Source organism: Stenotrophomonas sp. 57, assembly GCF_030291075.1.
Classification (GTDB): Bacteria; Pseudomonadota; Gammaproteobacteria; order Xanthomonadales; family Xanthomonadaceae; genus Stenotrophomonas.
The window spans coordinates 3916917-3942333 of the sequence record NZ_CP127407.1; the positions used below are offsets into that span (position 1 = coordinate 3916917).

The window sequence follows — 25417 nt, forward strand, 5'->3', positions numbered from 1 at the left end:
ATAGCGCATTCAGGAGCGTCCCCGTGAGCGAGTGGTTCCATGCAGAAGGCAACCGGCAGCAAGGTCCGCTGCCGGCGGAACAGTTGGTGGAGTTGTTCCGCAACAACCAGATCTCCCTGGACACCCTGGTCTGGCGCGACGGCCTGCCGCAATGGCAGCCGTTGCGTACCGTCGTTGACGAACTGGGCCTGATCGTGCCGGCGCTGGACGCCGCTGTACCTCCGGTCGAACCGGATCCCGAACCAGTCGCACCGCCTCCGCCACAGCCTCCGGTACTGCCGGCGCCCACGCCTTATGCCACCAGCGCATCGGCCGGCGTGCTGCCGCCGCCGAAGAAGAAGCTGTCCGGCTGTGCATTGACCGCCATCATCGGGGGTGGCCTGTTGCTGGTGATGGTGCCGATCCTGGCCATCCTCGCCGCCATCGCGCTGCCGGCGTACAAGGACTACACCGTGCGCAGCAAAGTCGCCGGCGCCGTAGCCGCGCTGCAGCCGCTGAAGGACCAGGTGCAGCATTTCGCCGATGACGAAGGCCGCTGCCCGGGCGCCAATGACGCCGGCTTCCCGGCCCCGGGCGATTTCGCCCATGCCGGCCTGTCGGCAGTGAACATCGGCCGCTTCAACAACGGCCACTGCGGCATCGAAGCGACCCTGGCCGTGCCGGGCAAGAGCATCGACGGCGATCTGCTGTGGCTGGAATACGACCGCGACAGTGGCCGCTGGGAATGCAGCGGCGCCAGCGACGACAAGTACCTGCCGCCGTCGTGCCGCGGCTGAGCCGCATGCACGCCGGTACCTCCAAGGACGATCCAACAGGAAACATGCAATGACTGAGTGGTACTACGCCGAAGGACAGCAACGCCAGGGCCCGCTGCCGGTCCAGGAGATCCGCCAGCGCTTCCAGCGCGGCCAGCTGAACCTGGACACCCTGGTCTGGCGCGAAGGCATGGCACAGTGGGCTGCACTGCGCCAGGTGGTCGATGAGCTCGGCCTGCAGACACTGGCCGATGCCAATGCAACAGCGGCCGGCAGCAGCGGTTTCGACCTGCGCAACGACTATGCGGCCATCGACAACGGCACCGCGCCGCTGCCCGGCACCGGCGCCCTCAGCAGTTCGCCCTACAGCGCCCCGGCGGCGCTTGGCGCTGGCACCCACGCACAACCGGTGGTGGGCGGCGAAGTGGTCTACGCAGGCTTCTGGAAGCGCGTCGCGGCATACATGATCGACTACTTCGTGCTGGTCATTCCCGGCAGCATCATCGGCGCCATCATCGGCGTGGTGCTCGGTGCCAGCATGGGCGCGATCGGCAGTGGTGAATCGACCATCGAAGTCGTCGCCCAGCTGTCCAGCGCGCTGATCAACTTCGCCATCGGCATGGCGTACTACACCTGGTTCCATGCGTCGAAGGGCGGGGCCACGCTGGGCAAGATGGCGGTCGGCATCAAGGTCGTGCGCAGCAATGGCGAGCGCCTGACCAAGGCCCGCGCGTTCGGTCGCTACTGGGCCATGCTGCTGAGCAGCTTCACCCTCGGCATCGGTTTCCTGATGGCGGCCTTCACCGAGCGCAAGCAGGGCCTGCACGACATGATCTGCGACACCCTGGTGGTCGACCGCTGGGCCTTCACCGACCAGCCGCAGCTGCAGCGGCGCGAACTGGGCGCGGTCACCATCGCGATCCTGGTGGTGACCGGCCTGCTGACGCTGACAGGCCTGGCCCTGCTGGTCTTCGCCGTCGGCTTCATCGCCAAGATGGCCTCCTGAGCGACCATCCTCACGCCCCGCTGCTTGACATGGGCGGGCCGGGCGTGATTCCTCTAGCAAGGTGAAACCTGAACGCCCGGCACACTACCGGGCGTTCAGTTTATGGATTTGCCCGTGGCCGCTTCACTAATGCGGCCGTTTGCTCCACCCTAGCGGCCCCTTCCCCCGGTCCGCCCACAGACCTTTCCCGACATGCCCAAGCACCTGCTCATCGTCGAATCGCCGGCCAAGGCCAAGACGATCAACAAATACCTCGGCAAGGACTACACCGTCCTGGCCTCGTATGGGCATGTGCGCGACCTGATCCCGAAGGAAGGCGCGGTCGACCCGGACAACGGGTTCGCGATGCATTACGACGTCATCGACAAGAACGAGAAGCACGTCGATGCCATCGCCAAGGCCGCCAAGGGCGCCGACGACATCCTGCTGGCGACCGACCCGGATCGCGAGGGTGAAGCGATCAGCTGGCACATCGCCGAGATCCTGAAGGAGCGTGGGCTGGTCAAGGACAAGCCGATGCAGCGCGTGGTCTTCACCGAGATCACCCCGCGCGCCATCAAGGAAGCCATCAACCAGCCGCGCGCCATCGCCAGCGACCTGGTGGACGCCCAGCAGGCGCGCCGCGCGCTGGATTACCTGGTCGGTTTCAACCTGTCGCCGGTGCTGTGGCGCAAGGTCCAGCGCGGCCTGTCCGCCGGCCGCGTGCAGAGCCCGGCGCTGCGCATGATCGTCGAGCGCGAGGAAGAGATCGAAGCCTTCGTCGCCCGTGAGTACTGGTCGATCGCCGCCGAGTGCGCGCACCCCAGCCAGCACTTCAACGCCAAGCTGATCAAGCTGGACGGGCAGAAATTCGAGCAGTTCACCGTCACCGACGGCGACACCGCTGAAGCGGCACGCCTGCGCATCCAGCAGGCCGCGCAGGGCTCGCTGCATGTCACCGACGTGGCCAGCAAGGAGCGCAAGCGCCGCCCGGCGCCGCCGTTCACCACCTCCACCCTGCAGCAGGAAGCCTCGCGCAAGCTCGGTTTCACCACCCGCAAGACCATGCAGGTGGCGCAGAAGCTGTATGAAGGCGTGGCGATCGGTGACGAAGGCACCGTCGGCCTGATCTCGTACATGCGTACCGACTCGGTGAACCTGTCGCAGGACGCGCTGGCCGAGATCCGCGACGTGATCGCCCGTGATTACGGCATCGCCTCGCTGCCGGACCAGCCCAACACCTACCAGACCAAGTCGAAGAACGCCCAGGAAGCGCACGAAGCGGTGCGCCCGACCTCGGCCCTGCGCACCCCCGCCCAGGTCGCGCGCTTCCTGACCGACGACGAGCGCCGCCTGTACGAGCTGATCTGGAAGCGCGCCGTCGCCTGCCAGATGATCCCGGCCACGCTCAACACCGTCAGCGTCGACCTGTCGGCCGGCAGCGAGCACGTGTTCCGCGCCAGTGGTACCACCGTGGTGGTGCCCGGCTTCTTGGCCGTGTACGAGGAAGGCAAGGACAACAAGAGCGCCGAGGACGAGGACGAAGGCCGCAAGCTGCCGGCGATGAAGCCGGGCGACCGCGTGCCGCTGGAACGCATCCTGGCCGAACAGCATTTCACCCAGCCGCCGCCGCGCTACACCGAAGCGGCGCTGGTGAAGGCGCTGGAAGAGTACGGCATCGGCCGTCCCTCGACCTACGCCTCGATCATCCAGACCCTGCTGTTCCGCAAGTACGTGGAAATGGAAGGCCGCAGCTTCCGCCCGTCCGACGTCGGCCGTGCGGTGTCCAAGTTCCTGTCCAGCCATTTCACCCAGTACGTGGATTACGACTTCACCGCCAAGCTGGAAGACGAGCTCGATGCCGTCTCGCGCGGCGAGGAAGAGTGGATCCCGCTGATGGCCCGCTTCTGGGAACCGTTCAAGGAGCTGGTGGAAGACAAGAAGGAATCGGTCGACCGCGCCGAGGCCAGTGGCGCGCGCGAGCTCGGCACCGACCCGAAGACCGGCAAGCCGGTCAGCGTGCGCCTCGGCCGCTTCGGGCCTTACGCCGCCATCGGCAGCACCGCCGAGGACGCCGAGGAGAAGCCGAAGTTCGCCTCGCTGCGCCCCGGCCAGTCGATGCACACCATCTCGCTGGAAGACGCGCTGGAGCTGTTCCTGATGCCGCGCGCGCTGGGCGAGGACAACGGCGAGCCAGTCAGCGTCGGCATCGGTCGCTTCGGCCCGTTCGCCAAGCGCGGCAGCACCTATGCCTCGCTGAAGAAGGAAGACGACCCGTACACCATCGACCTGGCCCGCGCCGTCTTCCTGATCGAAGAGAAGGAAGAAATCGCGCGCAACCGGATCATCAAGGAATTCGACGGCAGCGACATCCAGGTGTTGAACGGCCGCTTCGGGCCGTACATCAGCGACGGCAGGATGAACGGCAAGATCCCCAAGGATCGCGAGCCGGCATCGCTGACCCTGGCTGAAGTGCAGCAGCTGATGGAAGAAACCGGCAAGCCGGTGCGCAAGGGCTTCGGCGCCAAGAAGGCCGCAGCGAAGAAGGCACCGGCCAAGAAGGCGGCAGTGAAGAAGGAAGCCGCGCCGAAGAAGGCTGCTGCCAAGAAGGCCCCGGCCAAGAAAGCGGTAAAGAAGGCGGTGAAAAAGGCCGCCGCGAAGAAGGCGCCGGCCAAGAAGGCCGCTGCAAAGAAGTAGATCCACGCCATGCGTGGATGAGGGTCAAGGTGTGCGGACCAACGGTCCGCACCCACCGGGGGTGCGGGTTCCACCCCATCTGCACGCTGCAGGGGGATAATGAAGGCCCACGCCGGGCCGGTCTCCGCCATGAAAGAACTCACCCTGGACTCTGCCGTCGCCACGCTCCGCGCGGGCGGCGTGATCGCCTACCCGACCGAAGCGGTCTGGGGCCTGGGCTGCGATCCCTCGCACGAAGCGGCCGTGCACATGGTGCTGCGGCTGAAGCAGCGTCCGATCGAGAAGGGCATGATCCTGGTCGCCGCCGAGTTGCCGCAACTGGAAGGCTGGGTGCGCCTGCAGGCCCTGCCAGATGCCCGCCAGCGCGCGGTGCTGGCCAGCTGGCCCGGCGCCAATACCTGGATCCTGCCGGCGGGCCCGCGTGCGCGGCCCTGGGTGACCGGCGAACACAGCGGCATCGCGGTACGCATCAGCGCCCACCCGCTGGTGGCCGAACTCTGCCGCGCCTGGGGAGGCCCGCTGGTGTCCACCAGCGCCAACCTGGCCGGCGAGCCCCCGGCACGCAGCCGCGAAGAGCTTGATCCGCGCCTGCTGCGCCTGCTCGACGGCATCCTCGATGGGGAGACCGGCGGCCTGGCCCAACCCACGCCGATCCGCGACGCCCTCAGCGGCAACGTGCTGCGCTCCTGAGCGGCCGATTGCGCTGCCCCGGACAATCACGCACCCTGCCGCCATGAACCTGTTGCGCGCCGCCCTCAGTCTCAGCCTGCTGCTGCCGTGGATGGCGCCTGCTGCGGACGCCGAGGACGTGCGCGTGTACCGCTGCGTGGCCAGCAACGGTGCCGTCGCCCTGCAGGACAAACCCTGCAACAGCGGCCGCCAGGAAGTTCGCGACCTGCAGCGTCCACGCGATCCGGCGCCGCGCGTGGTGCGCAGCGATGCGGCACCCGCACCGCCGGACGCGGTTCCGGCCGTGCGCGATCGCGAAGTCCGCCACGTCTACATCCAGCCGCCGCAGCCGATGTACGAGTGCGTGAGCGACGACGGGCAGCGCTATACCAGCGACAACAACGAAGGCAATCCGCGTTGGGTGCCCTTGTGGACCAGCGTCTGGCTGCCGCACGGGCATCGTGGCCCGGCCTACCCTGGTCCACGCCCGGCCATCGGCACACCGATCGGTCCACCCGTCGGCGAAGGCGCAGGCTACCGGCCGCCTGCGGTCGGCGTAGGCGTGCAGGTCCCGGCCGGCAGCGTGCTGGTGCGCGACAGCTGCCATGCGCTGCCGCCACAGGAGGTGTGCGCGCGGCTGCGCGATCGCCGCTGGGAACTGGATCGTCGCTACAACAGCGCATTGCAGAGCGAGCGCACCGCCATCAGCAATGAACAGCGTGGCATCGACGCGCGCCTGTCGCGCGACTGCCAGCGCTGAGCGCAGCCCGGCATCGCAGCCTGTACGCTGTAGGCATGAAGAGACTGATCTGGCTGGCCCTGGCATTGCTGCCTGGCAGCGCACTGGCTGAGGAGAGTGTGATCTACCGCTGCACGTCCAGCAGCAGCGACATTCCGACCCTGCAACGTACGCCCTGCCCGTCCGGCAGCAAGCAGCAGGTGCTGCGCGTGCCCGACCCGTCCAACGCGCAGCCAGCGGTGGTCGTGCCGACGGCGGCGCCACCACCTGCGGTCGCCGAGATGCCCGCCGCAGCGCCGACCAGGTCCGCTGCAGTGCCTGCGGCCGCAGCGGCTCCAAGGCGCGCGGACGAAGGGCGCACCATCATGGAAGCGGGAATGGTCGAACGCGAAGGCGGCAACCAGATTCTCGACAGCGCGACCCTGCGTCGAGACGCCGAGGCCCGCGCCGAAGCGGGCAACGGGCCACCGAAGCCGCCGCTGCCCTCGATCTTCCAGTGCACCGACAGCCAGGGCGGTGGTTACCTGTACGAATACGAGGCCGCGCCTGGTCGCTGCGAACCGATGACGGTGCAGGGGCTGGGCGGTGTCACGCCGGCCAATGCGGCCGGTTGCGAAGTCGTGCGCGACCGTTGCGAGGAATTGCCCGAAGCACAGCGATGCGGCGGCTGGCAGCAACGCTTCCGCGACGCACGCGGCCGCGAGCGGTTCGCCACGCCGGAGAAGCGCGACGCCGCACGCGGGGAGCGCGAACGGCTGCAGGGTGTGCTGGAGGCGAGCAACTGCCCGGTACCAGGGTGACCGCTTCCACGCGTGGCGTGGATCTACGCTACCTCCGCCGGGCATGACCGGGCACGGTCCCGGTGGCGCCGGGCCATGCCCGGCGAAAAGACCACCCGAGATCAGAACCCGTAACGCAGGAAACCGCCATCCACCGCGATGCACTCGCCGGTGACATAGCTGGCGGCAGGCAGGCACAGGAAGCCTACGGCCGCGGCCACTTCCTCCGGCTCGCCAATGCGGCGCATCGGTGTGCGGTTGACCACTTCCTCGTAGTAATCCGGGTCGGACAGCGGCCCGGACGTGCGCCGCGTGCGGATGTACCACGGCGCCACCGCATTGACCCGGATGCCATCCTCGGCCCACTCGACGGCCAGATTGCGGGTCATCTGGTGCATCGCGGCCTTGGTCATGCCGTAGACCACGCCGCTGCGCACATGGGTCAGGCCGGACACGCTGCCGACGTTGACGATCGACGACGATGCGTGGCGTGCCAGCAACGGATGCGCGTAGCGCGACAGCTCGAACGCCGAGAACAGGTTGGTCTCGAAGATCTTGCGCCATTCGTCCTCGGAATACTCCGTGGCCGCCCTGGTGACGTTGCCGCCGGCGTTGTTGACCAGGATGTGCAGGCCATCGCTGTGGTCTTCCACCCAGTCCAGGATCTGCCGGCGGTCCTCGTCGTCGGAGACATCGGCGGCCAGCGCGTGTACCTGCATCTGCGGATACACGTCCAGCAGTTCGTCGCGCGCGGTCTCCAGCATGTCGATATCGCGGCCGACGATCATCAGGTCAGCGCCGAAGCCGGCCAGTTCATGCGCGATGGCCAGGCCGATGCCGGCGCTGGCGCCGGTAATCAGAGCCGTCTGGCCATCCAGGCGCCACCGTTGCTGGGTCATGTGTCCTCCGGGGCCGCGCCCGCTGCATTTCGATGCGGCAAGGATACGCGCTCACGGCCGCGCCCTGCCGGGGATGCGACACTGCACGTACGCCCACCGCGGAGACCCGCCATGCGCATCCTGATCCTGTCCTCGCCCCTGCTGGCCAGCGTGCTGCTGGTGGCCTGCCAGCGTCCGCCGACACCGAACCCGGAGAAGCCACCGGTGCCCAAAGCGATCTCGCGTGCGATGCAGGAGCCGCTGGACCGTGCCAAGGGCGCGCAGAAGGCCGTGGACGAAGCGGCCGCACGCGAGCGCAAGGCCGAGGCCGACGCGACGCAATGACGGGTGGCCTGTGGGGTCAGAGCCCTTTGCGACGCAGAGGGCTCCTACCCCATGAACGAAAACGCCCGGCCGAAGCCGGGCGTTTCCAGTAGATCCACGCCATGCGTGGATGCTTTCCGATCAGAATCCGCAGAAGCAATACGCCAGCGCCTTCACCGGCGCGCCGTTGCCCTTCTCGCGGGCCGCGTTCTCGACGAAGCGCAGCTGCGTATCCACTTCCGGCATCGTGCGCGCCAGCATCATCCGCGCCATGCCCGAATCGGACAGCATCCAGGCGCCGGCACGGCTGCCGGCGAAACCGCTGACGAACTGCGCGAACGGCGTCGCCGCCTTCTCGATGTAGCGCACGCGGTAGGCATCGGCCTTGCCCAGCTTGGCACGGCTGGCGGCGTCGGCCACGGCGTCCTTCAGGCCACCGAAGGCATCGACCAGGCCACGTTCCTTGGCCTGCGCACCGCTCCACACGCGGCCACGGGCCACTTCATCGACCGCCTCGACCGGCTTCTTGCGGGCATCGGCCACGCGACCGGTGAAGTCGGCATAGCCCTTGTTGATCACCGTCTGGATGACCTGGCCGACGGCCGGATCCATCGGGCGGGTGACGTCGAAGGCGCCGGCAAAGCGGGTGGTGCCGACACCATCGGTGTGCACGCCGATCTTGTCCAGCGCGCGGCTGAAGTTGGGCACCATGCCGAAGATGCCGATCGAACCGGTGATGGTCGACGGATCGGCATAGATGCGATCGGCGTTCATGCTGATCCAGTAGCCACCGGAAGCAGCCAGGTCGCCCATCGACACCACCACCGGCTTGCCGGCAGCCTGCAGGGCAACCACTTCGCGGCGGATCTGCTCGGAGGCGAACACTTCACCGCCCGGCGAATCCACGCGCAGCACCACCGCCTTCACGTTTTCGTCGTCACGCGCGGCACGCAGCAGCGCCGAGGTCGACTCGCCGCCGATGCGGCCGGCCGGCAGGTCGCCACCGCTGATCTCGCCTTCGGCCACCACCACCGCCACCTGCGGACGCGAGTCCACCGGGTTGCGGCGCGCGTCGAGCAGGGCCAGGTAACGACCGAAGTCGACGTTGCGGAAACCGCCGTCGGCATCGTCGTCGGCCACGCCGCGCTCGATCATCAGATCCTCGAATTCCTCGCGGGTCTTCAGCGCGGTCACCAGCTTCTGCTGCAGGGCGAACTTGGCCAGGTCGCCACCGGCGGCGGCGATGCCTTCCGGCAGGGTGTCGATGCCAGCCGCCAGCTGCGCCGGATCCAAGCGGCGGGCCTTGGCGATGTCGGCCAGGTAGCGCTGCCACACGTCGTTCATCCAGAACAGGTCGGCTTCCTTGGAGGCCGGCGAGGCGGCGTCGAGCACGTACGGCTCGGCAGCGGACTTGTACTCGCCCACCTTGAACAGGTGCACATCCACGCCCAGCTTGTCCTGCAGGCCGGTGCGGAAGTACTGGCGGTAGCGGCCCAGGCCCTCGAGCACCACCGACCCCATCGGGTCGAGGTAGACCTCGTCGGCCTGTGCGGCCAGCAGGTACTGCGACTGGCCCATGCTCTCGCTGTAGGCCACCAGCTGCTTGCCGGAGGCGCGCAGGTCCTGCAGCGCGGCGGCGACTTCACGCAGCGAGGCAAAGCCCGACGGCTGCAGCTTGTCCAGCTCCAGCACCACGCGCTCGATCTTCTTGTCTTCCTTGGCCGACTCGATCACCCGCAGCAGGTCGCGCAGCTGGATCTCTTCGGCGCCGTTGTCGCCCACCGCCTTGGCCAGCGCACGGCTGACCGGATCGGCGCTGAACTGCTCGACCAGGCGGCCTTCCGGCGCGATCACCAGGGTGGTGCGGTCCTGCAGCGACTTGCTGGCGCCGGCACCCATGCCGGCGGCGATGACGAACATCACCAGCAGCAGGAACAGCAGGCCGAAGAACACCAGGTTGAGGATCAACCGGCGGGTGAAGTTCATGACGTCCCACAGCCCGATGAAGAAACTGGCGACGGGATTGCGACGCGCCGGGGGCAGTGGGGGCACGGGTTGATTCATGGAGCGCTCCGGATGGCTTCTTGCCGTGGTACCAGCATAGCCGGTGCCGCGTGATGCGGCATCGGACACAAGTCAGGGGATCGCCCGCCATGGGTCGGCATGGCAGGCGGGAGGATCAGGACAGCATCGACTGGCCGATGCGCAGGCTGCTGCGGCGCAGGCGCCAGCCCATCAGGATGGCGGCGGCAGTCAGGCCGACGATCAGGCCGATCCACATGCCCTGCGGGCCCATGCCCAGGCCCAGGCCGAGCCCGGCGCCGAGCGGCATGCCCAGGCCCCAGTACGCGAACATGGCGATGAACATCGGCACGCGGGTGTCCTTCAGGCCACGCAGCGCACCGGCCGACAGCACTTGGATGCCGTCCGGGAACTGGAAGGTGGCCGCGTACAGCAGCAGGGTCGAGGCCAGGCCGGCCACCGCCAGGTCATTGGTGTAGACACCGACGATGGCGTCGTGGCCGAACAGCAGCACCGCCGCCGACAGCGTCTGCGTGCCCATGATGATCGCGTAGCCGGCCCACGCCGCGCGGCGCACGCCGAAACCATCGCCGCGGCCGACCGCATGGCCGACGCGTACGGTGGTGGCCTCGGCCACGCCCATCGGGATCATGAAGCACAGCTGCGCCACGTTGATCGCGATCTGGTGTGCGGCCGCTTCATTGGCACCGAGGCGGCCGATCAGCAGCGCGGTGACGATGAACAGGCCGCCTTCCATCAGCACGGTAATGCCGATCGGCAGGCCGGTGCGCAGCAATTCCCAGATCGCCTTCCAGCGCGGCCCCTCGAAGTGCGAGAACAGCTGCAGGTGGGCGAAGCGCTTGGTGAACCACAGGTAGGTGGCGAAGGCGATCGCCTGCAGCCACATCATCACCGCCGAGGCGATGCCGAGCCCTTCGGCGCCCATTTCCGGGAAGCCGAGCTTGCCGTTGGCCAGCACATAGCCCATCGGGGCCAGCACCAGCAGGCCACCGAAACCGAGCAGCATGGTCGGCAGCGTCCAGTGCATGCCCTCGCTGAGGTAGCGCATGCAGAAGTACAGGGTCAGCGCCGGGCCACCCCAGCGCACTGCATGCAGGAACGCGGTGGCGCCCGGCACGATGTCCGGCGCGATGCCGAAGGCCGGCAGCAGCGGCGGCACCACCGTGAGGAAGGTGAACATGATCAGGCCCAGGCCCAGCGCCAACCACAGCGCCTGGCGGAACAGCGGGCCGATCTCGCGCTCGCGGCCGGCGCCATGCAGCTGCGAGACCGAAGCGGTAAGCGAGATGAGCGTGCCGATCGGGATCAGCATCGGCAGCCACAACAGCGCGGTACCGATGGTCACCGCGGCCAGGGTCGCCGTGGCGTGGTGGCCGGCAATCACATTGTCGACGAAGGAGATCAGACCGGTGGACACGTGCCCGAGCACAAGCGGCAGGGCGAGCAGACCGGTGGCGCCGACTTCCTTGCTGAAGCGCGGCGTGGAGGTTGCAGTAGACATAAGGTGCTTGACGCGAACTACGGTTGCGCGCGAAGGGCACAGACACCGGGTTGCGGCCGGTCATCTTACGCGCGCCGCGCGCGCATTCCCATGACATGGCGTGAATACCGGGTCCCGGCAGACCTCGGTGCAGTAGAGTCGACTGTTAGTCGACTGCGCTTTGGGTCGACTGCGCTTCATACAGAACCGCGAAAACCCCGCGCTGCGCGCGGAAGTCGACTCTACCCGTCGACGCTACGCCTCGGGGTCTATTGACCGGCCTGGCGCTTGAGCCAGGTGTCGCGCTCGGCGGCCGGGACGGCGAGGAACGCGCCGCGCACCGCGTCGCGTTCCTGCGGTGGCGTGCGCTGCGCGACCAGGGTCAGCTGGGCCAGCTGCGCCGGGCTGAGCTGGCGCAGCACGGCCAGCGCGGCCTCGCGCTGTTCCGGTGGCACGAAGCCGAACAGGCCGTGCAGCTTGGGGAATTCCAGCCCCAGCTGCGGGCCCAGCCGCCAGCCTTCACGGAACGCCTGGTCCTGCGCCTGGAACTGCTGGCGCAGGCGCTGCTGCTGGTCCGTCGGCAACGCATTGAATCGCGCCGCGGCCTGTCGGATGCGCTCGCGCTCGCTCTCCGGCAGGGCGCGCCAGGCTGCGTAATCGGCACGGCGCTGACGCTGCTGCGGGGCATCGAGCTGGGCAAACGATGTGGGTGCGGCCGGGGGGGCTGGCGCGGCAGATGCAGTGGCCGGCACCGGCGGCGGCAACGGCACGTTCAAGGTCTGCGGCGCGGCCGAAAGCGACAACGGCAGGGCCAGCAGCACGCTGGCGAACACGGTCTTATTCATCGGCAGCAGCGGTTTCCAGCGTGGCGCTGGCCGGCTCCGGCCGGCTCGGCTTGGATTGGGATTCATCCACCGGCAGCGGGCCGCCGGCGGCAGTCCAGGCGTACAGATCGGCATCGGCCACCAAGGGATAATCACGGTCTGCGAGCATGGTGGCGTCGTCGGCGGCCTGGGCCGGGGTCGCATCCGGCGTGGCGTTGACCTTGCTTGGCGGAAGAGCTTCCACGGTCACCGGACCGGCCTCGCCCACCACGCCTTCCGGCAACGGTGCATCACTGCCCAACGAACGGCCCTGCCAGTGGCGCCAGCCCAGCGCGGCAACCAGCAGCACAGCCACGGTCACCAGCAGGATCAGCGGGCCGCGCCAGCGTGGCTTGGCATTCGCGCGCCGGCGCTTGGCAGGGGCGGCCGCACGTTCATCGCGCTGCGGTGCGCGCCAGCTGGTCGTGGGCGCTTCATTGCTGGCGGCCGGTGCGGCTGGCTGCTGCAGCTGCTGCAGACGCTTGGCCGGCAGGTCGCGGATGCGCAGCTGCACCTGCTCGGCCAGCTGGCGCCAGGCCGAGGCATCGGGCTGGCCGTGTGCATCGCGCGGGCAGGCATCGGCCAGCAGGTGCTGATAACCGGCCTCGTCCTGGTCGAGTACGCGCATGGCAATGCCTTCGTCCAGGCTGCCGCCCACCCGCAGCAGCAGCGCCAGACGCGGCAGCGGCCCCATCTCGCCCAGCGCGGTCAACGGTGCGGCCCACTGCCCGCCCGCGGGTTCGCGCAGTGCCTGGCGCTGGCCGAGCAGGGTCCAGAAGCGGGTCGGCCACTGCGCCATCGGCAGGTCGCTGGCGACGGCGGCAAAGGCGCGCATCACCGCCACCAGGGTCTGCTCGGCACGCGCGGCATCGCCGCACTGCAGTTCAGCCACCACCAGGGCGCGGCGCTCGACGCCACGCAGGAACGCCGACAGCGCGCCGGCCGCGGTCGAGGAAACAGGGGCGGGCACAGCCGTCATCGGTCACTCCAAAGGTCTGCCGGCATGATAGCGGCAGCCCATCGGCACCCGTAGGACTTGCGCCCACGGGCACTTCGTGCTGCAGGTTGTGCACAGCACCACGCCCCCCGGGGGAAAAACTGGGGCATCCGGCTGAATCCACTCTGTTTCAACATTGTTTCACACTCAAGTTATTGATTTTAATTGCTTTTGATGTGTGGCTATTTTTTGACCAACTCAAGTGGCAGGCCGTCGCCATCGGCCTTCTGCGCGTCCGCCAGCTGGTAACGCACAACGTTATCCACAGAACATGTGGATAAGACTGAATCTCCAATGGACACCGATATTTAGGTGACATTTATGATTCAACGGAGGCTCCCCGACTGCCTTTGCCCCCTGCCATTGGCGCGCGCATGGCCCGTTACACTGGCCCGATGCTTTCACCCATTCCGACCCTGCAGGTCGCCCTGCCCGTCCCGCTGCCGCGCCTGTTCGACTACCTGTCGCCGGAGGGCGATGGCCCCACGGTCGCGGTCGGCTGCCGCCTGAAGGTGCCGTTCGGCAACCGCGAGCTGGTCGGCGTGGTGGTCGGCCACGGCCAGACCGATGACGGCCAGGGACTTCGCCAGGCCTTGGCCTGGTGCGATCCGCAACCGCTGCTGCAGGGCGAGCTGTGGCAGAGCCTGCAGTGGCTGGCGCGCTACACCCATGCACCACTGGGCGAGGTGCTGAGCACCGCCCTGCCCGGCCCGCTGCGCCATGGCGACGCCCTGCCCGACACCCACCACTGGGGCTGGCAGCTGACGACCGAAGGCCGCACCCAGCGCGAAAAACTGCGCGCCGGCAGCCGCCCCCGGCAGTTGGCCGAGTTGCTGGCCGACGCCATCGTCGATGAAGACGTACTGGGCGAACGCATGGAGGACTGGCGCACCGCCGCACGCAGCCTGGCCAAGCGCGCGCTGGCCGAACGCGTCGCGTTGAGCGTGGCGCCGCAGCACGCGCAGCCGCTGCCCGGCCCCACGCTCAATCCGGACCAGGCCGAGGCCGTGGCGGCGATCAACGCAGTCGAGGGCTTCCAACCGTTCCTTCTGGATGGCGTAACCGGCAGCGGCAAGACCGAGGTCTACCTGCAGGCCATCATCCACTGCCTGGCCCAAGGCAAGCAGGCGCTGGTGCTGGTGCCGGAAATCGGCCTGACCCCGCAGACCCTGGCACGCTTCCGTGGCCGCCTCGGCATTGCCGTGCATGCCCTGCATTCGGGATTGAACGATAACGAGCGCGCTCGGGTCTGGGCGGCGGCTTCGCGTGGCGAGGCACGGGTGATCGTCGGCACACGGTCGGCAGTGTTCACGCCGTTGCCGCAGGCCGGCCTGCTGATCGTCGACGAAGAACACGATGGCAGCTACAAGCAGCAGGACGGCATCCGCTACCACGCCCGTGATTTCGCTCTGGTGCGGGCCAAGGCGCTGGGCATCCCGGTGCTGCTGGGCAGCGCTACACCCTCGCTGGAAACGCTGCACAACGCCTATGCCGGGCGCTACACCCACCTGCGACTGAAGCAGCGCGCCGGCGATGCGCGGCCACCGCGCGTGCGCATCCTCGATGTGCGCAAGCGACCGCTGCACGACGGCCTGTCGGCCGATGTGCTGGCCGGCATCGGCGAGCATCTGCAGCGTGGCCAGCAGGTGCTGGTATTCAAGAACCGCCGTGGCTACGCGCCGGTGCTGCTGTGCCACGACTGCGGCTGGACCGCACCGTGCAACCGATGCGATGCACCGATGACCGTGCATGGCGGCGGCCGTCGCCTGCAGTGCCATCACTGTGGCGCACGGCAACCGGCACCGCTGGCATGCCCCGCGTGCGGCAGCCTGGCGCTGCAACCGCAGGGCATCGGCACCGAGCGCCTGGAAGAACATCTCACCGCCGCCTTCGCCGATTTCCCGGTGGTGCGCATCGACCGCGGCACCACGTCTCGTCGCGATGCACTGGAACAGCAGCTGGCGAAACTGGGCGACCAGCCCGGCATCCTGGTCGGCACGCAGATCCTGGCCAAGGGCCACGATCTTCCCAAGCTGACCCTGGTGGTGGTGGTCGGCATCGACGAAGGGCTGTTCTCGGCCGACTTCCGTGCCAGCGAGAAACTGGCACAGCAGCTGATCCAGGTGGCGGGCCGCGCGGGCCGTGCACGTGATCCTGGCGAGGTCTGGCTGCAGACCCATCATCCGGGGCATCCGCTGTTGGAAACCCTGGTCAGCGGTGGCTACCACCCGTTCGCGCAGGCCGAATTGAACCAGCGCCAGGCTGCCGGATTCCCACCCTTCGCACACCTGGCGCTGATGCGCGCCGAAGCGCAGCAGGTGGAGCATGCCAACGCGTTCCTGCTGGCTGCGCGGCAGCTGCTGGGCGAGCAGAACGTGGTGGAGGCGTATGGGCCGATGCCGGCGCCGATGCCGCGGCGGGCCGGCTACCAGCGCACGCAGCTGTTGCTGTCGGCGACGCAGCGGCCGCCATTGCACGGCATGCTCGGGCAGTTGGTACCGCAGCTGTACGCGCTGCCGGAAGCACGCAAGGTGCGCTGGTCCCTGGATGTGGATCCGACGGATCTGTATTGAGGGGTCAGAGCCCACCCGTCGGGCGGGATCCGACCCCGATGCCCTGGGGTCGGGCTCCTTTTCGCAGAAAATGGCCCTGATCCCGAATGCTTTCGCTTACGTCAGCGGCGACATCACGCCGCGCTGGTAGGCGGGGCGCTCGCGCAGGCGGGCGTACCAATCGGCCAGGTGCGGCAGCTCCGGGCGCTGGATCGGCAATTCGAACCACGCGTAGATCAGCGAGCCCAGCGGGATGTCGCCCATTGCGAACCTGTCGCCGGACAACCACGGCTGCTTGGCCAGGGTGGCGTCGGCCATGGCCAGGTAGTCACCGGTGCGGACGATCGCGGCATTGATCCGCGATTCGTCGCGGTCGGCCGGGGCGGTGCGCATGATGCCCCAGATGAGGTCGCTGTACAGCGGCGCCATCCGCGAGGTGCTCCAGTCCATCCACTTCTCGGCCTGGGCACGCTCCATCGGGTCTTCGGCGTACAGCGTGCCCAATGCGTAGCGTGCGCTCAGATAGCGCACGATGGCGTTCGATTCCCACAGCGGCAGGCCATGGTCTTCGATCACCGGCACCAGGCTGTTGGGATTCATCGCCTGGTACTCCGGCGTCTGCGTGCCGCCGTGGCTGCCACCGACTTCGATGGATTCATACGGCAGGCCGATCTCCTCGGCGCACCACAGCACCTTGCGGACGTTACTGGAATTGCGGCGGCCCCAGATCTTCAACATTGCGGATTTCCTTGCCTGCAGCGGTGCGCCACGGTGGCGCGGAAACGCTACGATACGCCCATCCAAAGGGAGAGACGACGTGACTGCATGGGATGCTTTGAACTACGTTCTGCTGGCAGCAGGGCTGGGGATGCTGGTGCTGGGCTACCGCCGCTCCAATCGCAATCTGCTGCTGTGTGCGGGCCTGTTGCTGCTGGCCTTCAACGGCGTTGAGGATTTCGCCGCCGGGTTCGCCGACGGCTATGCGAATTCGGAAGCACGGGTGATCTGACCCGTTTGGGTGATGTGCCGGCCAGCGGCCGGCACTACCGGTTTTTCTTCGGCAGCGCGCGCACGTAGGAGGATTTGCCGTCCTTCTTCAGTTCGAACAGGCCGATCGCCGCCAGCAGATCGCTGAGCTTGCCGTAGCCGTAGTTGCGCGGGTCGAACGAGGCCTGGTTGCCGATCTGGCTGCCGACCGGTCCCAGGTGCGACCAGCCATCCTCACCCTCGGCCGCGGACACCGCGCGACGCAGCATCTTCACCAGCCGCGTGTCGCTGCGCATTTCCGCACCACTCTTGCGCGGCCGCGCATCGTCGTTGGCCACCGACTCGCTCGAGGCCTGTTCGCTGGACGCCTGTTCGGTATCCGGCACGCTGGCGTGGGTCTGGCCCAGTGCCTCCAGATAGGTGAATTTCGAGCACGCGTTGACGAATGGTTCCGGCGTCTTCTTCTCGCCGAAGCCATACACCTTCACGCCATCGGTCAGCAGGCGCATCACCATCGGGGTGAAGTCCGCATCGCTGGACACGATGGCAAAGCCGTCGAGGTTGCGCGCGTAGAGCAGGTCCATGGCATCGATCACCATCGCCATGTCCGAGGCGTTCTTGCCCTTGCTGTAGGCGAACTGCTGGATCGGCCGGATCGCGTATTCGTGCAGCACGGCTTCCCAGCCCTTCAATCGCGGGCTCTTCCAGTTGCCATAGGCGCGGCGCACGTTGGCCACGCCGTAGCGGGCCACTTCGGCCAGCACCTCGTCGATCTTCGAGGCCGGCGCGTTGTCAGCGTCGATCAACAGGGCGATGCGCTTTTCCGGTTCGCTCATGGGCTCCTCAAGGGCGGTTGCCTGAACCCGAGTATCGCCGATCCACGCGGGCGCTGACGTGACAGGCGGTCAGCGTGCGAAGATGCCAGGCGCTTCCCCCAATGCCCCCACTGGAGTGAGTCGATGAGTCGTGAGCGCGTTCCGCATCTGGTCGTTGTCGGCGGCGGTTTTGCCGGTCTCTGGGCCACCCGTGCCTTGGCCCGCGAACGCATACGCATCACCCTGGTCGACCGCCGCAACCATCATCTGTTCCAGCCGCTGCTGTACCAGGTGGCCACCGCCGGCCTGTCCGCGCCGGATATCGCCGCACCGCTGCGCCACATCCTCGGCCACCAGCGCAATGTGGAAGTCCGTCTGGGCGAAGTGGTGGCCATCGACAAGCAGGCCCGGCAGATACGCATGGCCGACGGCAGCACGCTGGACTACGACAGCCTGCTGCTGGCCACCGGCGCCACCCACGCCTACTTCGGCAACGATCAGTGGGCCGATGACGCGCCCGGCCTGAAGACACTGGACGATGCCATCGCGCTGCGCCGCAAGCTGCTGCTGGCCTTCGAACGCGCCGAGGCCGAACCGGACCCGGCAAAGAAGGCGGCGTGGCTGAGTTTCGCCATCGTCGGCGGCGGCCCTACCGGCGTCGAGCTGGCCGGCACCCTGGCTGAAATCGCGCGGCATACGCTGCGCAATGAATTCCGCCACATCGACCCGGCCAGTGCCAAGGTGCGGCTGGTCGAAGCCGGTCCGCGCGTACTGTCCTCGTTCCCGGAAGTGCTTTCGCTGAAGGCGCGCCGACAGCTGGAAAAGCTTGGCGTGGAAGTGCTGACCGGCACCCCGGTGAGCGACATCGACAGCCACGGCTTCACGCTCGGCGATCAGTTCGTGCCGGCGCGCACCGTGGTGTGGGCCGCCGGCGTGGCTGCTTCACCGCTGGCGCGCACGCTGGAGGTGCCGCTGGACCGCGCCGGACGCGTACAGGTGCAACCGGACCTGACCCTGCCCGGTCACCCGGAGCTGTTCGTGGCCGGCGACCTGGCCGCGCTGAGCCAGGCCAATGGCAAGCCGGTGCCCGGTGTGGCGCCCGCGGCCAAGCAGATGGGCAAGTACGTGGCCGAGGTGATCCGCGCTCGCCTGCACGGCAAGCCCGAACCCGGTCCGTTCAAGTACGCCGACTATGGCAACCTCGCCACGATCGGCCGCATGGCCGCGATCGTGCACCTGGGCCGCCTGCAGCTGTCCGGTGTGCTGGCGTGGTGGTTCTGGCTGGCCGCGCACGTGTTCTTCCTGATCGGCTTCCGCAACCGCATCGTGGTGCTGCTGAACTGGGCGGTGGCGTACTGGAGCTACCAGCGCAGCGCACGCATCATCTTCGGTGATGACCGCGACGACCGGCGGCCGAAGCGGTAGGGCTGCACGCAACGGGGTCGGATCCCTTTCCGCAGGAAAGGGCTCTGACCCCTTGTTGCAGTAGATCCACGCCATGCGTGGCTCTACCTCCTCATCGGGCCGCCCGGCACCCGCCGTTTCGACCATGCCCGGCAGAAATCCTCTTTTCTCGCGGTGTCGGCAATCTGCGCGGTACTCCAATGCCGGGTGATCCAGATCGTCAATGCGGTGCTGCTGAGATGCCAGCGCAGCATGTCTTGCTGCGGTTGCCGCCACAGGTGGCGTCGGGCAATCCAGAAGGCCTCCCGCTCCACTTCAGGCACCTTCTTCTTCATCACGTCCTTGTCGAAGAACCGGGCGATGAAACGCCACGGGTCCACCGGCTGGTATCCCGTTCGTGGTTCACTGGTGCACGCAGCCACACCACTCGGCACACGGTCTGCCGGCTGCGGCCGGCCTTCGGCCAGCGTCAGCCCGAGCAGGTACAGAAGGCCAGGCAGCAGCGCGATGCCGGCGATTAGCACGACGACGGAGATCCATGCTTTGCCGGCGGCACGCATCGCTCACTGTGCCTTCGGCTTCGGGTACCACAACGCGTTGACGATGACCCAGCGTTGGTCAAAGCGCCCCATGTGGAAGTAATCGACGAACCATGGGGTTTCCAACCGCACCGAGGCCGCGTTGCCGGTCAAGTCCAGCACCGTGCAGCGACGGTCCCATTGATCCTTCGGCGTCTTCAGCGCGCCCTGCTTTGTCAGCGAAACCAGTTCCTCCTTCGACATGCGGCGCAGGCCTGAGCCGCTCGTCGGGCGTATCGCCGAGCACCGCGCGCTTGGCCAGGTCCGGATGCAGGGAACGGGCGACGCGCTGCGGGTCGGCTTCCAGCTGGCCATCGACGTAGTCGTGGCAGGTGGCTTCGGTGGGCGCGAGGGTGGCTGGGTCGGCGGCAGGACTTGTGGCTACGGAAAGGGCGAACAACAGGGCGATCGTGGACATCCGGGTCTCCAGCGCTGAGGGCTGGGCGATCGTGGCATGTGCAAGCCGCATCCCCGCATGGCGTGGATCTACGGCATCAGGCCCATTTCGTCGGTGCCCAGCTGCATGTACATGAACGCAGCGGCTTCTACAGACATGGGCTGCCCCTGCGGGAAGCTGTCCAACCAGGTGGTGATGCGCGCATGGCGCCCCGCCAGCGCATCCGCCAATGCCTGCTTTTCCGCGTCAGTGGCGCGCTCCTGCATTTCGTTGCGAAGCACGTCATCGCCGATCCCCCACCTTTCTGCGAACGGGATCAGATCGATCAGATCGGGAGGGACCCGGTCACGACGCAGGTGGATCGGTTCGGGTGTCCTCGGGCCATACGCGGCCAGCTCAGCGGCGGTGCCGATCTGCCCCTGCTGCAGTGGCGGTGGCGATGGTTCCTGGGTGCAGGCCAGAAGGGCCACGCAGGCAGCCAACTGCAGTATCCCGCGGTTCTTCATCGGACGGATCCATGTGTCGATGGGTGTGGCGATCATGGCATGGACAAGGCCTACCCACGCACGGCGTGGATCTACCGTAGAGCCCAGTCCATGCCCGGGCCCCGCATCGTGCAGACGGAACAGAAGCCGAGCGTGGGCTCGGCTCTACAGAAGCGCGGGATCCGGCGCCTGCAGCCAGGCCAGCTTGCGTTCGCGCGGCTGCTGCTTGAGCTGCCATTCGGCGCGCGAGGCGGCGGCGCGGTCCGGGTACTCGCGCACGGCAAGGATGCGCAGCGGCGGCCGGGCGCGGGTGTAGCGGGCGCCCTTGCCGGCCTGGTGGGCGGCGAAACGCGCGTCCACGTCGGTGCTGATACCGGCGTAGAAGCTGCCGTCGCGGCATTCGAGCAGGTACAGGAACCACGGGCGGAGGGACGGGGCCATGGCCGGATTATGCCGTGCTGCACTGCAGCGGATATACTGGCGCCCGAATGCAGGAGAGAGGCGCCGCGCTGGCGCCCGCCGAAGGCGCAGGCTCCCATGATCGCTCAGGCCGGTGGGCTGGAATCCCACCAACCATGCATTCGACTCGCCGAGCTGGAGAGAGGTCACCGGGCACGCCCGGGACGATCCGCCGAAGGGGCACGCGGCCTACGCCGCTGAACTCTCAGGCAAAAGGACAGCGGGAGCGGCACCGGTCATCGTCATCCCGTCATTGCGCAGGCAGTGGCGGTATAGGCGCATGGCCGGCCCCACCGCGCCCGGAGCCTGCCCCATGCTGCTGTCCATCATCTACCTGATCGCCATTTCCGCCGAAGCCATGACCGGCGCCCTGGCCGCCGGCCGCCGCCGCATGGACCTGTTCGGTGTGGTCATGATCGCCTGCGTCACCGCGCTCGGAGGCGGTTCGCTGCGCGACATCCTGCTCGGCCACTATCCGCTGGGCTGGGTGAAGCATCCCGAGTACCTGGGCTTCACCGTGTGCGCGGCGCTGATCGCCACATGGGTGGCTCGCTGGATGCACCACTTCCGCCGTACCTTCCTGGTGCTCGATGGCCTGGGCCTCATCGCCTTCACCCTGATCGGCTGCTCGATTGCGCGCGAAGCGGGCCATGCGATGCCGATCGTGCTGATCGCCGGCATGCTGACCGGCGCGTTCGGCGGCGTGCTGCGCGACATCCTCTGCAACGAGGTGCCGCTGATCTTCCAGAAGGAGCTGTACGCGATCATCGCGTTGCTGACCGGCGCGGCGTACCTGTTGCTGCTGCACTGGGGCGTGGCCGACGCCACCGCGATCCTGTGCTGCCTGGGCGGCGGCTTCGCGTTGCGCCTGCTGGCGATCCACTACCGCTGGGAAATGCCGAAGTTCGTGTATCACGACGAAGTGCATTGAACGATAGCGTGTTCGCCGGGCATGGCCCGGCGCTACCCTTCGCGCCCTGCACCACCCCGGCGATGTACCTGGCGCTGTCGCTCATGCGCAGCGCCAGGCGCATCGCCGGTGCAGATGGGCCGGTCTCCAACTCCGACCGGCCCTGATCGCGGCCGCACCCCCGCAGGCGCTGGCCGCCATCCACACTCGTGCCGCCGTGAGGCGGCTTTCATCAGGCCGCTTCGGACACCTTCACTTCGCGACGGGCGCGCACGGCCGCAGCCAGTCGCTCCAGCACCGTCACGGTGGTGTCCCAGTCGATGCAGCCATCGGTGATGCTCTGCCCGTAGACCAGCGGCTGGCCTTCCACCAGTTCCTGGCGGCCACCCACCAGATGGCTCTCGATCATCACACCCACGATGCGCTGTTCCCCGTCTTCCAACTGAACGGCGATGTCCTCGATCACCTTCGGCTGGTTCTCGGGGTTCTTCAGGCTGTTGGCGTGGCTGGCGTCGATCATCAGGCGCGTCGGCAACCTGGCCTTGGCCAGTGCCTGGCAGGCCTCGGCCACACTGCCCGCGTCGTAGTTCGGCTGCTTGCCGCCACGCAGGATCACATGGCAATCCGGGTTGCCGGTGGTCGAAACGATGGCGGTGCCACCCTGCTTAGTCACCGACAGGAAATGATGCGGATTCGAAGCGGCACCCACCGCGTCGGCGGAGATCTTCACGTTGCCGTCGGTGCCATTCTTGAAGCCGACCGGGCACGACAGCCCCGACGCCAGTTCGCGATGCACCTGGCTTTCAGTAGTGCGCGCACCAATGGCACCCCATGCCACCAGATCGGCGATGTACTGCGGCGAGATCACGTCAAGGAACTCGACACCGGCGGGCAGGCCGAGCTTGTTGATGTCGCGCAGCAGGCCACGGGCGATGCGCAGGCCCTTGTCGATCCTGAAGCTGCCATCCAGGTCCGGATCGTTGATCAGGCCCTTCCAGCCCACCGTGGTGCGCGGCTTCTCGAAGTACACGCGCATGACGATTTCCAGTTCGCCGGCCAGCGCATCGCGCAGCGGCTTCAGGCGCTGTGCGTACTCGATGGCGGCGTTCGGGTCGTGGATCGAGCACGGGCCCACCACCACGGCCAGGCGGTCATCACGGCCATGCAGGATCTGGTGCAGAGCCGCGCGCGAGGCGCTGACGGTGTCGGAGGCTTCATCGTCACAGGGCAGCATCGCCAGCAGCTGGGCCGGCGGTGTCAGGGGTTCGATGGTGCGGATACGCAGGTCGTCGGTGTGCGGGGGCATTGGGGGAGATCTCCGGAACGTTGGGGGTCCCCAGCGTGGCGACATGAAAAAAGCCGCCAGGTTCGCTGGCGGCTTTCGGGAATGCGTCTGAAGCTTTCTTCAGGGTGAGCGCAGTCCTTCCTCCGCCAGTGGCTTCGGAAAGTAATACCAGTAAAAGCTGGTGGGGGCTGCGTTCATGGGATGTATTGATAGCACAGCTTTTGCGCAGTGCAAAATGTTTCATCCGCAACTGGGCACGCGGTGCAGCGTGGGGCCCGCCCGGCCCATCCCTGCGGCAGCTGGCACGCGAAGTCGCTCATTTGCCATGCACTTCCACGTCCAGCAGCAGGCCTTCATGGATGTCAGCCCAACGCTCCAGCACGCGGCCCAGTTCCTGCCGCGCTTCCTCCAGCTGTTCCGGGTTGAGCAGGGACCGGGCGGTGTAGAGGTCGGACACCAGCCGCCGCAGGACGGGCTCAGGGATGGCCACCGACGGCCCTTCCGCCTCCGGCAGCTGCAGTGCCGGGGTGTCGCCAAGCGGGCCGTACAGCGTTATCTGGAGCGTGCTCTGCATGATCGACTTCCGCGCGGATGACAGGGGGAATGCACTGTTTACCGCGTCCGGGTGACAGGCGCATGTGCCCCCCCATGCCGAGGACCGGCATCCACCGGCATCTGCCATCCTGCTACAAGGCGGCCAGGTCGGCCAGGTGCTGGGCCATGCTGTCCATCGCGCCTGCCGCATGGGTGGTGGTGAAGTACTCATGCCAGCCGGTAGCGGCAATGCCAGCCACCAGCGCATCGACCTCCTCGCGGCCCGCGCAGCGCCAGACCGCATAGAACTGCGCATCGCTGCTGTGCGGCACGCCCGCGGCAATGCGGCCCATCGCCAGCGGAGTGATGCGGACTGGATCGAACTGCTGCATGCCGGCTCCGATGCGGGCGAAGAAAGCGCTCCGCTGCTCGGGCGGGAGTGTGGTCCAGGCAGGCGTGGCGGTATAGAGCTCGATGAAGGTGTGCGACATGGTGGTTCTTCCTTGAGGTTTACGAAGTTGGGCGGAGGCGGCCGGCAACCTGCACTACCGCAGCGAGCGCAGTGCACGTTGGCGGATGTAGGCGTTGGCGCCGCTGTGGCGCTCGTGCTGCCAACGCGTGCACAGCTCACGCAGCCACTGCGGCTGCGTCTTGCCGGCATCATTGAGCCAGTTGCCGACCGAATCCTGCACATAGCGTTCCGGGTCGTCAGCCAGTGCTTCCAGCAGCGCGGATGCATGCTCCGGGTGCTGCTTGAAGAGTGCGATATGCGTGGCCCATACACCGCGTGGACGCAGCGCTTCGCAGGCGAAGCGTCGCAGGTGCGGCGATACTTCCTGTGTCCACGATTGCAGGTACTCAAGCGCCTGCATCGGCGCGGCAACGATGTTCATGCGTAGCGCCAGCCACGCCCATTCGCGCACACCGAAGTGTGGATCATCGGCCAGCGCGCGCATCTGCTGCAGCTTCTCTGCCAACGTCGCGCGGACATCGCTGCCGATCAGATAGCAGGCCCAGCCGCGCACGGTGTCGGACACATGGTCCTGCCATTGCACGGGATCACCGTGCCCCGCCTCACGCAGCAGTTGCGCAGCCAAGGCCATGCGCAGTGTGATGCCCCTGCCTGAGGCATCCTGCATGCGTTGCAGCGCTTCCGGTGCAAGCGCAGGCGCCACCACCTGCAGCAGCGCGGCGAAATCCACTGCCAGGCATTCGGCCAGATGGGTGGTGGGGGCATGGCCGGTGTTGAGTGCATGCAGCCGTTGCGCCGCGATCGCCGGGCTCATGCTGCACGTTCTCGTCCAGCATCGGTGTGCTGCCAGACCTTGTGCAGCAACTGCGACAGCTGTTGCTGTTCATCCGTATCCAACCCATTGAACAGGCCACCGATCCATTGCGTGTGCTGCTCGAACAACGTCCCAGCCAGGCGCGTTCCCTGCGTAGTCAACACGATCTGGAGGCGACGGCCATCTTCGGCATCGCTGCGCCGCTGCAGCAGGGCTTCGCGTTGCAGGCCATCGAGCAGGCCGCTGATGGTGGCGCGGGTCACGCCGGCGCGCTCGGCCAGTTCGTGCGGGGGCAACGTGCCGCCGGCACCATGCAGCAGGAACAGCACGATGAAGCGGGCTTCACTGAGCCCGTGCGGTGCGAGACGGGTGGCGCAGTCGCGGTCGATGGCCGTGGACAGGGAAAGCAGCTGGAAGCACAGTCGCAGCTGCGCGATGTTGGCTTGCCCGCGTCGCTGCGCCTCATCCATCAGGGCATGGTGCTTGGGTTCGATCATCCTATGAACAACGTATGAT

26 protein-coding genes, 1 pseudogene and 2 riboswitches are annotated in these 25417 nt (G+C 67.5%); of the genes and pseudogenes, 11 read left to right on the forward strand and 16 right to left on the reverse strand.

Going from position 1 to position 25417, the window contains the following annotated elements:
• Positions 1-23 precede the first annotated feature (23 nt).
• The 6 genes from QP512_RS17995 to QP512_RS18020 all read left to right on the forward strand — a co-directional run bounded on the left by QP512_RS17995 (position 24) and on the right by QP512_RS18020 (position 6645).
• Positions 24-776 (forward strand): pilin, encoded by a 753-nt coding sequence (locus tag QP512_RS17995; protein WP_286070051.1) that lies wholly within the window; start codon positions 24-26, stop codon positions 774-776.
• A gap of 49 nt (positions 777-825) precedes the next feature.
• Positions 826-1761, forward strand: a complete 936-nt coding sequence (locus tag QP512_RS18000) for an RDD family protein (RefSeq protein WP_286070053.1) — start codon at positions 826-828, stop codon at positions 1759-1761.
• A 192-nt stretch (positions 1762-1953) separates the two neighbouring features.
• Entirely contained in the window at positions 1954-4437 is a 2484-nt protein-coding gene (locus QP512_RS18005; protein WP_286070054.1) for a DNA topoisomerase I, read from the forward strand.
• 99 nt (positions 4438-4536) lie between these two features.
• A complete protein-coding gene (locus QP512_RS18010) occupies positions 4537-5127 on the forward strand; it encodes a Sua5/YciO/YrdC/YwlC family protein (protein ID WP_286070055.1) in 591 nt (196 codons plus the stop codon).
• 43 nt (positions 5128-5170) lie between these two features.
• Entirely contained in the window at positions 5171-5866 is a 696-nt protein-coding gene (locus QP512_RS18015; protein WP_286070056.1) for a DUF4124 domain-containing protein, read from the forward strand.
• 35 nt (positions 5867-5901) lie between these two features.
• Positions 5902-6645 carry a hypothetical protein gene (locus tag QP512_RS18020; protein ID WP_286070057.1) on the forward strand — a complete coding sequence of 248 codons (744 nt, stop codon included), beginning with the start codon at positions 5902-5904 and terminating at the stop codon, positions 6643-6645.
• 101 nt (positions 6646-6746) lie between these two features.
• Here the strand turns inward: QP512_RS18020 and QP512_RS18025 are convergent, their stop codons facing one another.
• Complete coding sequence (locus QP512_RS18025; RefSeq protein WP_286070058.1) at positions 6747-7523, reverse strand: SDR family oxidoreductase; 777 nt, start codon at positions 7521-7523, stop codon at positions 6747-6749.
• A 111-nt stretch (positions 7524-7634) separates the two neighbouring features.
• Between QP512_RS18025 and QP512_RS18030 the strand changes: the two genes are divergently transcribed.
• On the forward strand, positions 7635-7847 hold the full coding sequence (locus QP512_RS18030) for a hypothetical protein (RefSeq protein ID WP_286070060.1): 213 nt from the start codon (positions 7635-7637) through the stop codon (positions 7845-7847).
• A 120-nt stretch (positions 7848-7967) separates the two neighbouring features.
• Here the strand turns inward: QP512_RS18030 and sppA are convergent, their stop codons facing one another.
• From sppA to QP512_RS18050, 4 genes are all read right to left on the reverse strand, one after another.
• A complete protein-coding gene (gene sppA, locus QP512_RS18035) occupies positions 7968-9890 on the reverse strand; it encodes a signal peptide peptidase SppA (RefSeq protein WP_049427515.1) in 1923 nt (640 codons plus the stop codon).
• Between the two features lie 115 nt (positions 9891-10005).
• Positions 10006-11370: an MATE family efflux transporter gene (locus tag QP512_RS18040; RefSeq protein ID WP_014038646.1), complete on the reverse strand. Its 1365-nt coding sequence runs from the start codon at positions 11368-11370 to the stop codon at positions 10006-10008.
• Between the two features lie 248 nt (positions 11371-11618).
• Positions 11619-12194, reverse strand: coding sequence for a DUF3106 domain-containing protein (locus tag QP512_RS18045; RefSeq protein WP_286070064.1), 576 nt, complete (start codon positions 12192-12194; stop codon positions 11619-11621).
• The gene (locus QP512_RS18050; protein WP_286070065.1) at positions 12187-13191 is read right to left on the reverse strand and encodes a hypothetical protein; all 1005 of its coding nucleotides are present in this window, start codon (positions 13189-13191) and stop codon (positions 12187-12189) included. The genes QP512_RS18045 and QP512_RS18050 overlap by 8 nt, the downstream gene beginning before the upstream one ends.
• A 413-nt stretch (positions 13192-13604) precedes the next feature.
• Here QP512_RS18050 and QP512_RS18055 point away from each other — a divergent pair, with 413 nt between their 5' ends.
• Positions 13605-15782, forward strand: a complete 2178-nt coding sequence (locus QP512_RS18055; protein ID WP_286072064.1) for a primosomal protein N' — start codon at positions 13605-13607, stop codon at positions 15780-15782.
• Between the two features lie 96 nt (positions 15783-15878).
• Here the strand turns inward: QP512_RS18055 and QP512_RS18060 are convergent, their stop codons facing one another.
• Entirely contained in the window at positions 15879-16499 is a 621-nt protein-coding gene (locus QP512_RS18060; protein WP_286070067.1) for a glutathione S-transferase, read from the reverse strand.
• A 79-nt stretch (positions 16500-16578) separates the two neighbouring features.
• Between QP512_RS18060 and QP512_RS18065 the strand changes: the two genes are divergently transcribed.
• Positions 16579-16770 carry a hypothetical protein gene (locus QP512_RS18065; protein WP_152906551.1) on the forward strand — a complete coding sequence of 64 codons (192 nt, stop codon included), beginning with the start codon at positions 16579-16581 and terminating at the stop codon, positions 16768-16770.
• Between the two features lie 34 nt (positions 16771-16804).
• On the opposite strand, the gene QP512_RS18070 is transcribed toward QP512_RS18065, so the two are convergent.
• Positions 16805-17584: an NYN domain-containing protein gene (locus QP512_RS18070; RefSeq protein WP_286070069.1), complete on the reverse strand. Its 780-nt coding sequence runs from the start codon at positions 17582-17584 to the stop codon at positions 16805-16807.
• Positions 17585-17707: 123 nt separating this feature from the next.
• Between QP512_RS18070 and QP512_RS18075 the strand changes: the two genes are divergently transcribed.
• The gene (locus tag QP512_RS18075; protein ID WP_286070070.1) at positions 17708-18988 is read left to right on the forward strand and encodes an NAD(P)/FAD-dependent oxidoreductase; all 1281 of its coding nucleotides are present in this window, start codon (positions 17708-17710) and stop codon (positions 18986-18988) included.
• 83 nt (positions 18989-19071) lie between these two features.
• On the opposite strand, the gene QP512_RS18080 is transcribed toward QP512_RS18075, so the two are convergent.
• From QP512_RS18080 to QP512_RS18095, 4 genes and pseudogenes are all read right to left on the reverse strand, one after another.
• Entirely contained in the window at positions 19072-19527 is a 456-nt protein-coding gene (locus QP512_RS18080) for a hypothetical protein (RefSeq protein ID WP_286070071.1), read from the reverse strand.
• A 3-nt stretch (positions 19528-19530) separates the two neighbouring features.
• A pseudogene (locus QP512_RS18085) lies at positions 19531-19963 on the reverse strand (nuclear transport factor 2 family protein).
• 68 nt (positions 19964-20031) lie between these two features.
• Complete coding sequence (locus QP512_RS18090) at positions 20032-20448, reverse strand: hypothetical protein (protein WP_286070073.1); 417 nt, start codon at positions 20446-20448, stop codon at positions 20032-20034.
• A 144-nt stretch (positions 20449-20592) separates the two neighbouring features.
• Positions 20593-20868 carry a GIY-YIG nuclease family protein gene (locus QP512_RS18095; protein WP_107231869.1) on the reverse strand — a complete coding sequence of 92 codons (276 nt, stop codon included), beginning with the start codon at positions 20866-20868 and terminating at the stop codon, positions 20593-20595.
• A gap of 40 nt (positions 20869-20908) precedes the next feature.
• Positions 20909-20998: riboswitch (glycine riboswitch) on the forward strand.
• A 13-nt stretch (positions 20999-21011) separates the two neighbouring features.
• A riboswitch (glycine riboswitch) is annotated at positions 21012-21115 on the forward strand.
• 84 nt (positions 21116-21199) lie between these two features.
• Here QP512_RS18095 and QP512_RS18100 point away from each other — a divergent pair.
• Positions 21200-21817 carry a trimeric intracellular cation channel family protein gene (locus tag QP512_RS18100; RefSeq protein ID WP_033835258.1) on the forward strand — a complete coding sequence of 206 codons (618 nt, stop codon included), beginning with the start codon at positions 21200-21202 and terminating at the stop codon, positions 21815-21817.
• Between the two features lie 211 nt (positions 21818-22028).
• Here QP512_RS18100 and QP512_RS18105 read toward each other — a convergent pair whose 3' ends face one another.
• From QP512_RS18105 to QP512_RS18125, 5 genes are all read right to left on the reverse strand, one after another.
• Positions 22029-23102, reverse strand: coding sequence for a 3-deoxy-7-phosphoheptulonate synthase (locus tag QP512_RS18105; RefSeq protein ID WP_286070076.1), 1074 nt, complete (start codon positions 23100-23102; stop codon positions 22029-22031).
• Positions 23103-23397: 295 nt separating this feature from the next.
• On the reverse strand, positions 23398-23655 hold the full coding sequence (locus tag QP512_RS18110) for a hypothetical protein (protein WP_286070078.1): 258 nt from the start codon (positions 23653-23655) through the stop codon (positions 23398-23400).
• A 112-nt stretch (positions 23656-23767) separates the two neighbouring features.
• Positions 23768-24106, reverse strand: coding sequence for a DUF6616 family protein (locus tag QP512_RS18115; protein WP_286070079.1), 339 nt, complete (start codon positions 24104-24106; stop codon positions 23768-23770).
• A gap of 54 nt (positions 24107-24160) precedes the next feature.
• The gene (locus QP512_RS18120; protein WP_286070081.1) at positions 24161-24901 is read right to left on the reverse strand and encodes a DNA alkylation repair protein; all 741 of its coding nucleotides are present in this window, start codon (positions 24899-24901) and stop codon (positions 24161-24163) included.
• Positions 24898-25398: a MarR family transcriptional regulator gene (locus QP512_RS18125; RefSeq protein WP_286070082.1), complete on the reverse strand. Its 501-nt coding sequence runs from the start codon at positions 25396-25398 to the stop codon at positions 24898-24900. Before QP512_RS18125 ends, QP512_RS18120 begins: the two co-directional genes overlap by 4 nt.
• Positions 25399-25417 lie beyond the last annotated feature (19 nt).

Coding starts and splice junctions, on each gene's coding strand:
- QP512_RS18000 (WP_286070053.1), top strand. CDS start 826: ATGACTGAGTGGTACTACGCCGAAGGACAGCAACGCCAGGGCCCGCTG.
- QP512_RS18005 (WP_286070054.1), top strand. CDS start 1,954: ATGCCCAAGCACCTGCTCATCGTCGAATCGCCGGCCAAGGCCAAGACG.
- QP512_RS18010 (WP_286070055.1), top strand. CDS start 4,537: ATGAAGGCCCACGCCGGGCCGGTCTCCGCCATGAAAGAACTCACCCTG.
- QP512_RS18015 (WP_286070056.1), top strand. CDS start 5,171: ATGAACCTGTTGCGCGCCGCCCTCAGTCTCAGCCTGCTGCTGCCGTGG.
- QP512_RS18020 (WP_286070057.1), top strand. CDS start 5,902: ATGAAGAGACTGATCTGGCTGGCCCTGGCATTGCTGCCTGGCAGCGCA.
- QP512_RS18025 (WP_286070058.1), bottom strand. CDS start 7,523: ATGACCCAGCAACGGTGGCGCCTGGATGGCCAGACGGCTCTGATTACC.
- QP512_RS18030 (WP_286070060.1), top strand. CDS start 7,635: ATGCGCATCCTGATCCTGTCCTCGCCCCTGCTGGCCAGCGTGCTGCTG.
- sppA (WP_049427515.1), bottom strand. CDS start 9,890: ATGAATCAACCCGTGCCCCCACTGCCCCCGGCGCGTCGCAATCCCGTC.
- QP512_RS18040 (WP_014038646.1), bottom strand. CDS start 11,370: ATGTCTACTGCAACCTCCACGCCGCGCTTCAGCAAGGAAGTCGGCGCC.
- QP512_RS18045 (WP_286070064.1), bottom strand. CDS start 12,194: ATGAATAAGACCGTGTTCGCCAGCGTGCTGCTGGCCCTGCCGTTGTCG.
- QP512_RS18050 (WP_286070065.1), bottom strand. CDS start 13,191: ATGACGGCTGTGCCCGCCCCTGTTTCCTCGACCGCGGCCGGCGCGCTG.
- QP512_RS18055 (WP_286072064.1), top strand. CDS start 13,605: ATGCTTTCACCCATTCCGACCCTGCAGGTCGCCCTGCCCGTCCCGCTG.
- QP512_RS18060 (WP_286070067.1), bottom strand. CDS start 16,499: ATGTTGAAGATCTGGGGCCGCCGCAATTCCAGTAACGTCCGCAAGGTG.
- QP512_RS18070 (WP_286070069.1), bottom strand. CDS start 17,584: ATGAGCGAACCGGAAAAGCGCATCGCCCTGTTGATCGACGCTGACAAC.
- QP512_RS18075 (WP_286070070.1), top strand. CDS start 17,708: ATGAGTCGTGAGCGCGTTCCGCATCTGGTCGTTGTCGGCGGCGGTTTT.
- QP512_RS18080 (WP_286070071.1), bottom strand. CDS start 19,527: ATGCGTGCCGCCGGCAAAGCATGGATCTCCGTCGTCGTGCTAATCGCC.
- QP512_RS18090 (WP_286070073.1), bottom strand. CDS start 20,448: ATGAAGAACCGCGGGATACTGCAGTTGGCTGCCTGCGTGGCCCTTCTG.
- QP512_RS18095 (WP_107231869.1), bottom strand. CDS start 20,868: ATGGCCCCGTCCCTCCGCCCGTGGTTCCTGTACCTGCTCGAATGCCGC.
- QP512_RS18100 (WP_033835258.1), top strand. CDS start 21,200: ATGCTGCTGTCCATCATCTACCTGATCGCCATTTCCGCCGAAGCCATG.
- QP512_RS18105 (WP_286070076.1), bottom strand. CDS start 23,102: ATGCCCCCGCACACCGACGACCTGCGTATCCGCACCATCGAACCCCTG.
- QP512_RS18110 (WP_286070078.1), bottom strand. CDS start 23,655: ATGCAGAGCACGCTCCAGATAACGCTGTACGGCCCGCTTGGCGACACC.
- QP512_RS18115 (WP_286070079.1), bottom strand. CDS start 24,106: ATGTCGCACACCTTCATCGAGCTCTATACCGCCACGCCTGCCTGGACC.
- QP512_RS18120 (WP_286070081.1), bottom strand. CDS start 24,901: ATGAGCCCGGCGATCGCGGCGCAACGGCTGCATGCACTCAACACCGGC.
- QP512_RS18125 (WP_286070082.1), bottom strand. CDS start 25,398: ATGATCGAACCCAAGCACCATGCCCTGATGGATGAGGCGCAGCGACGC.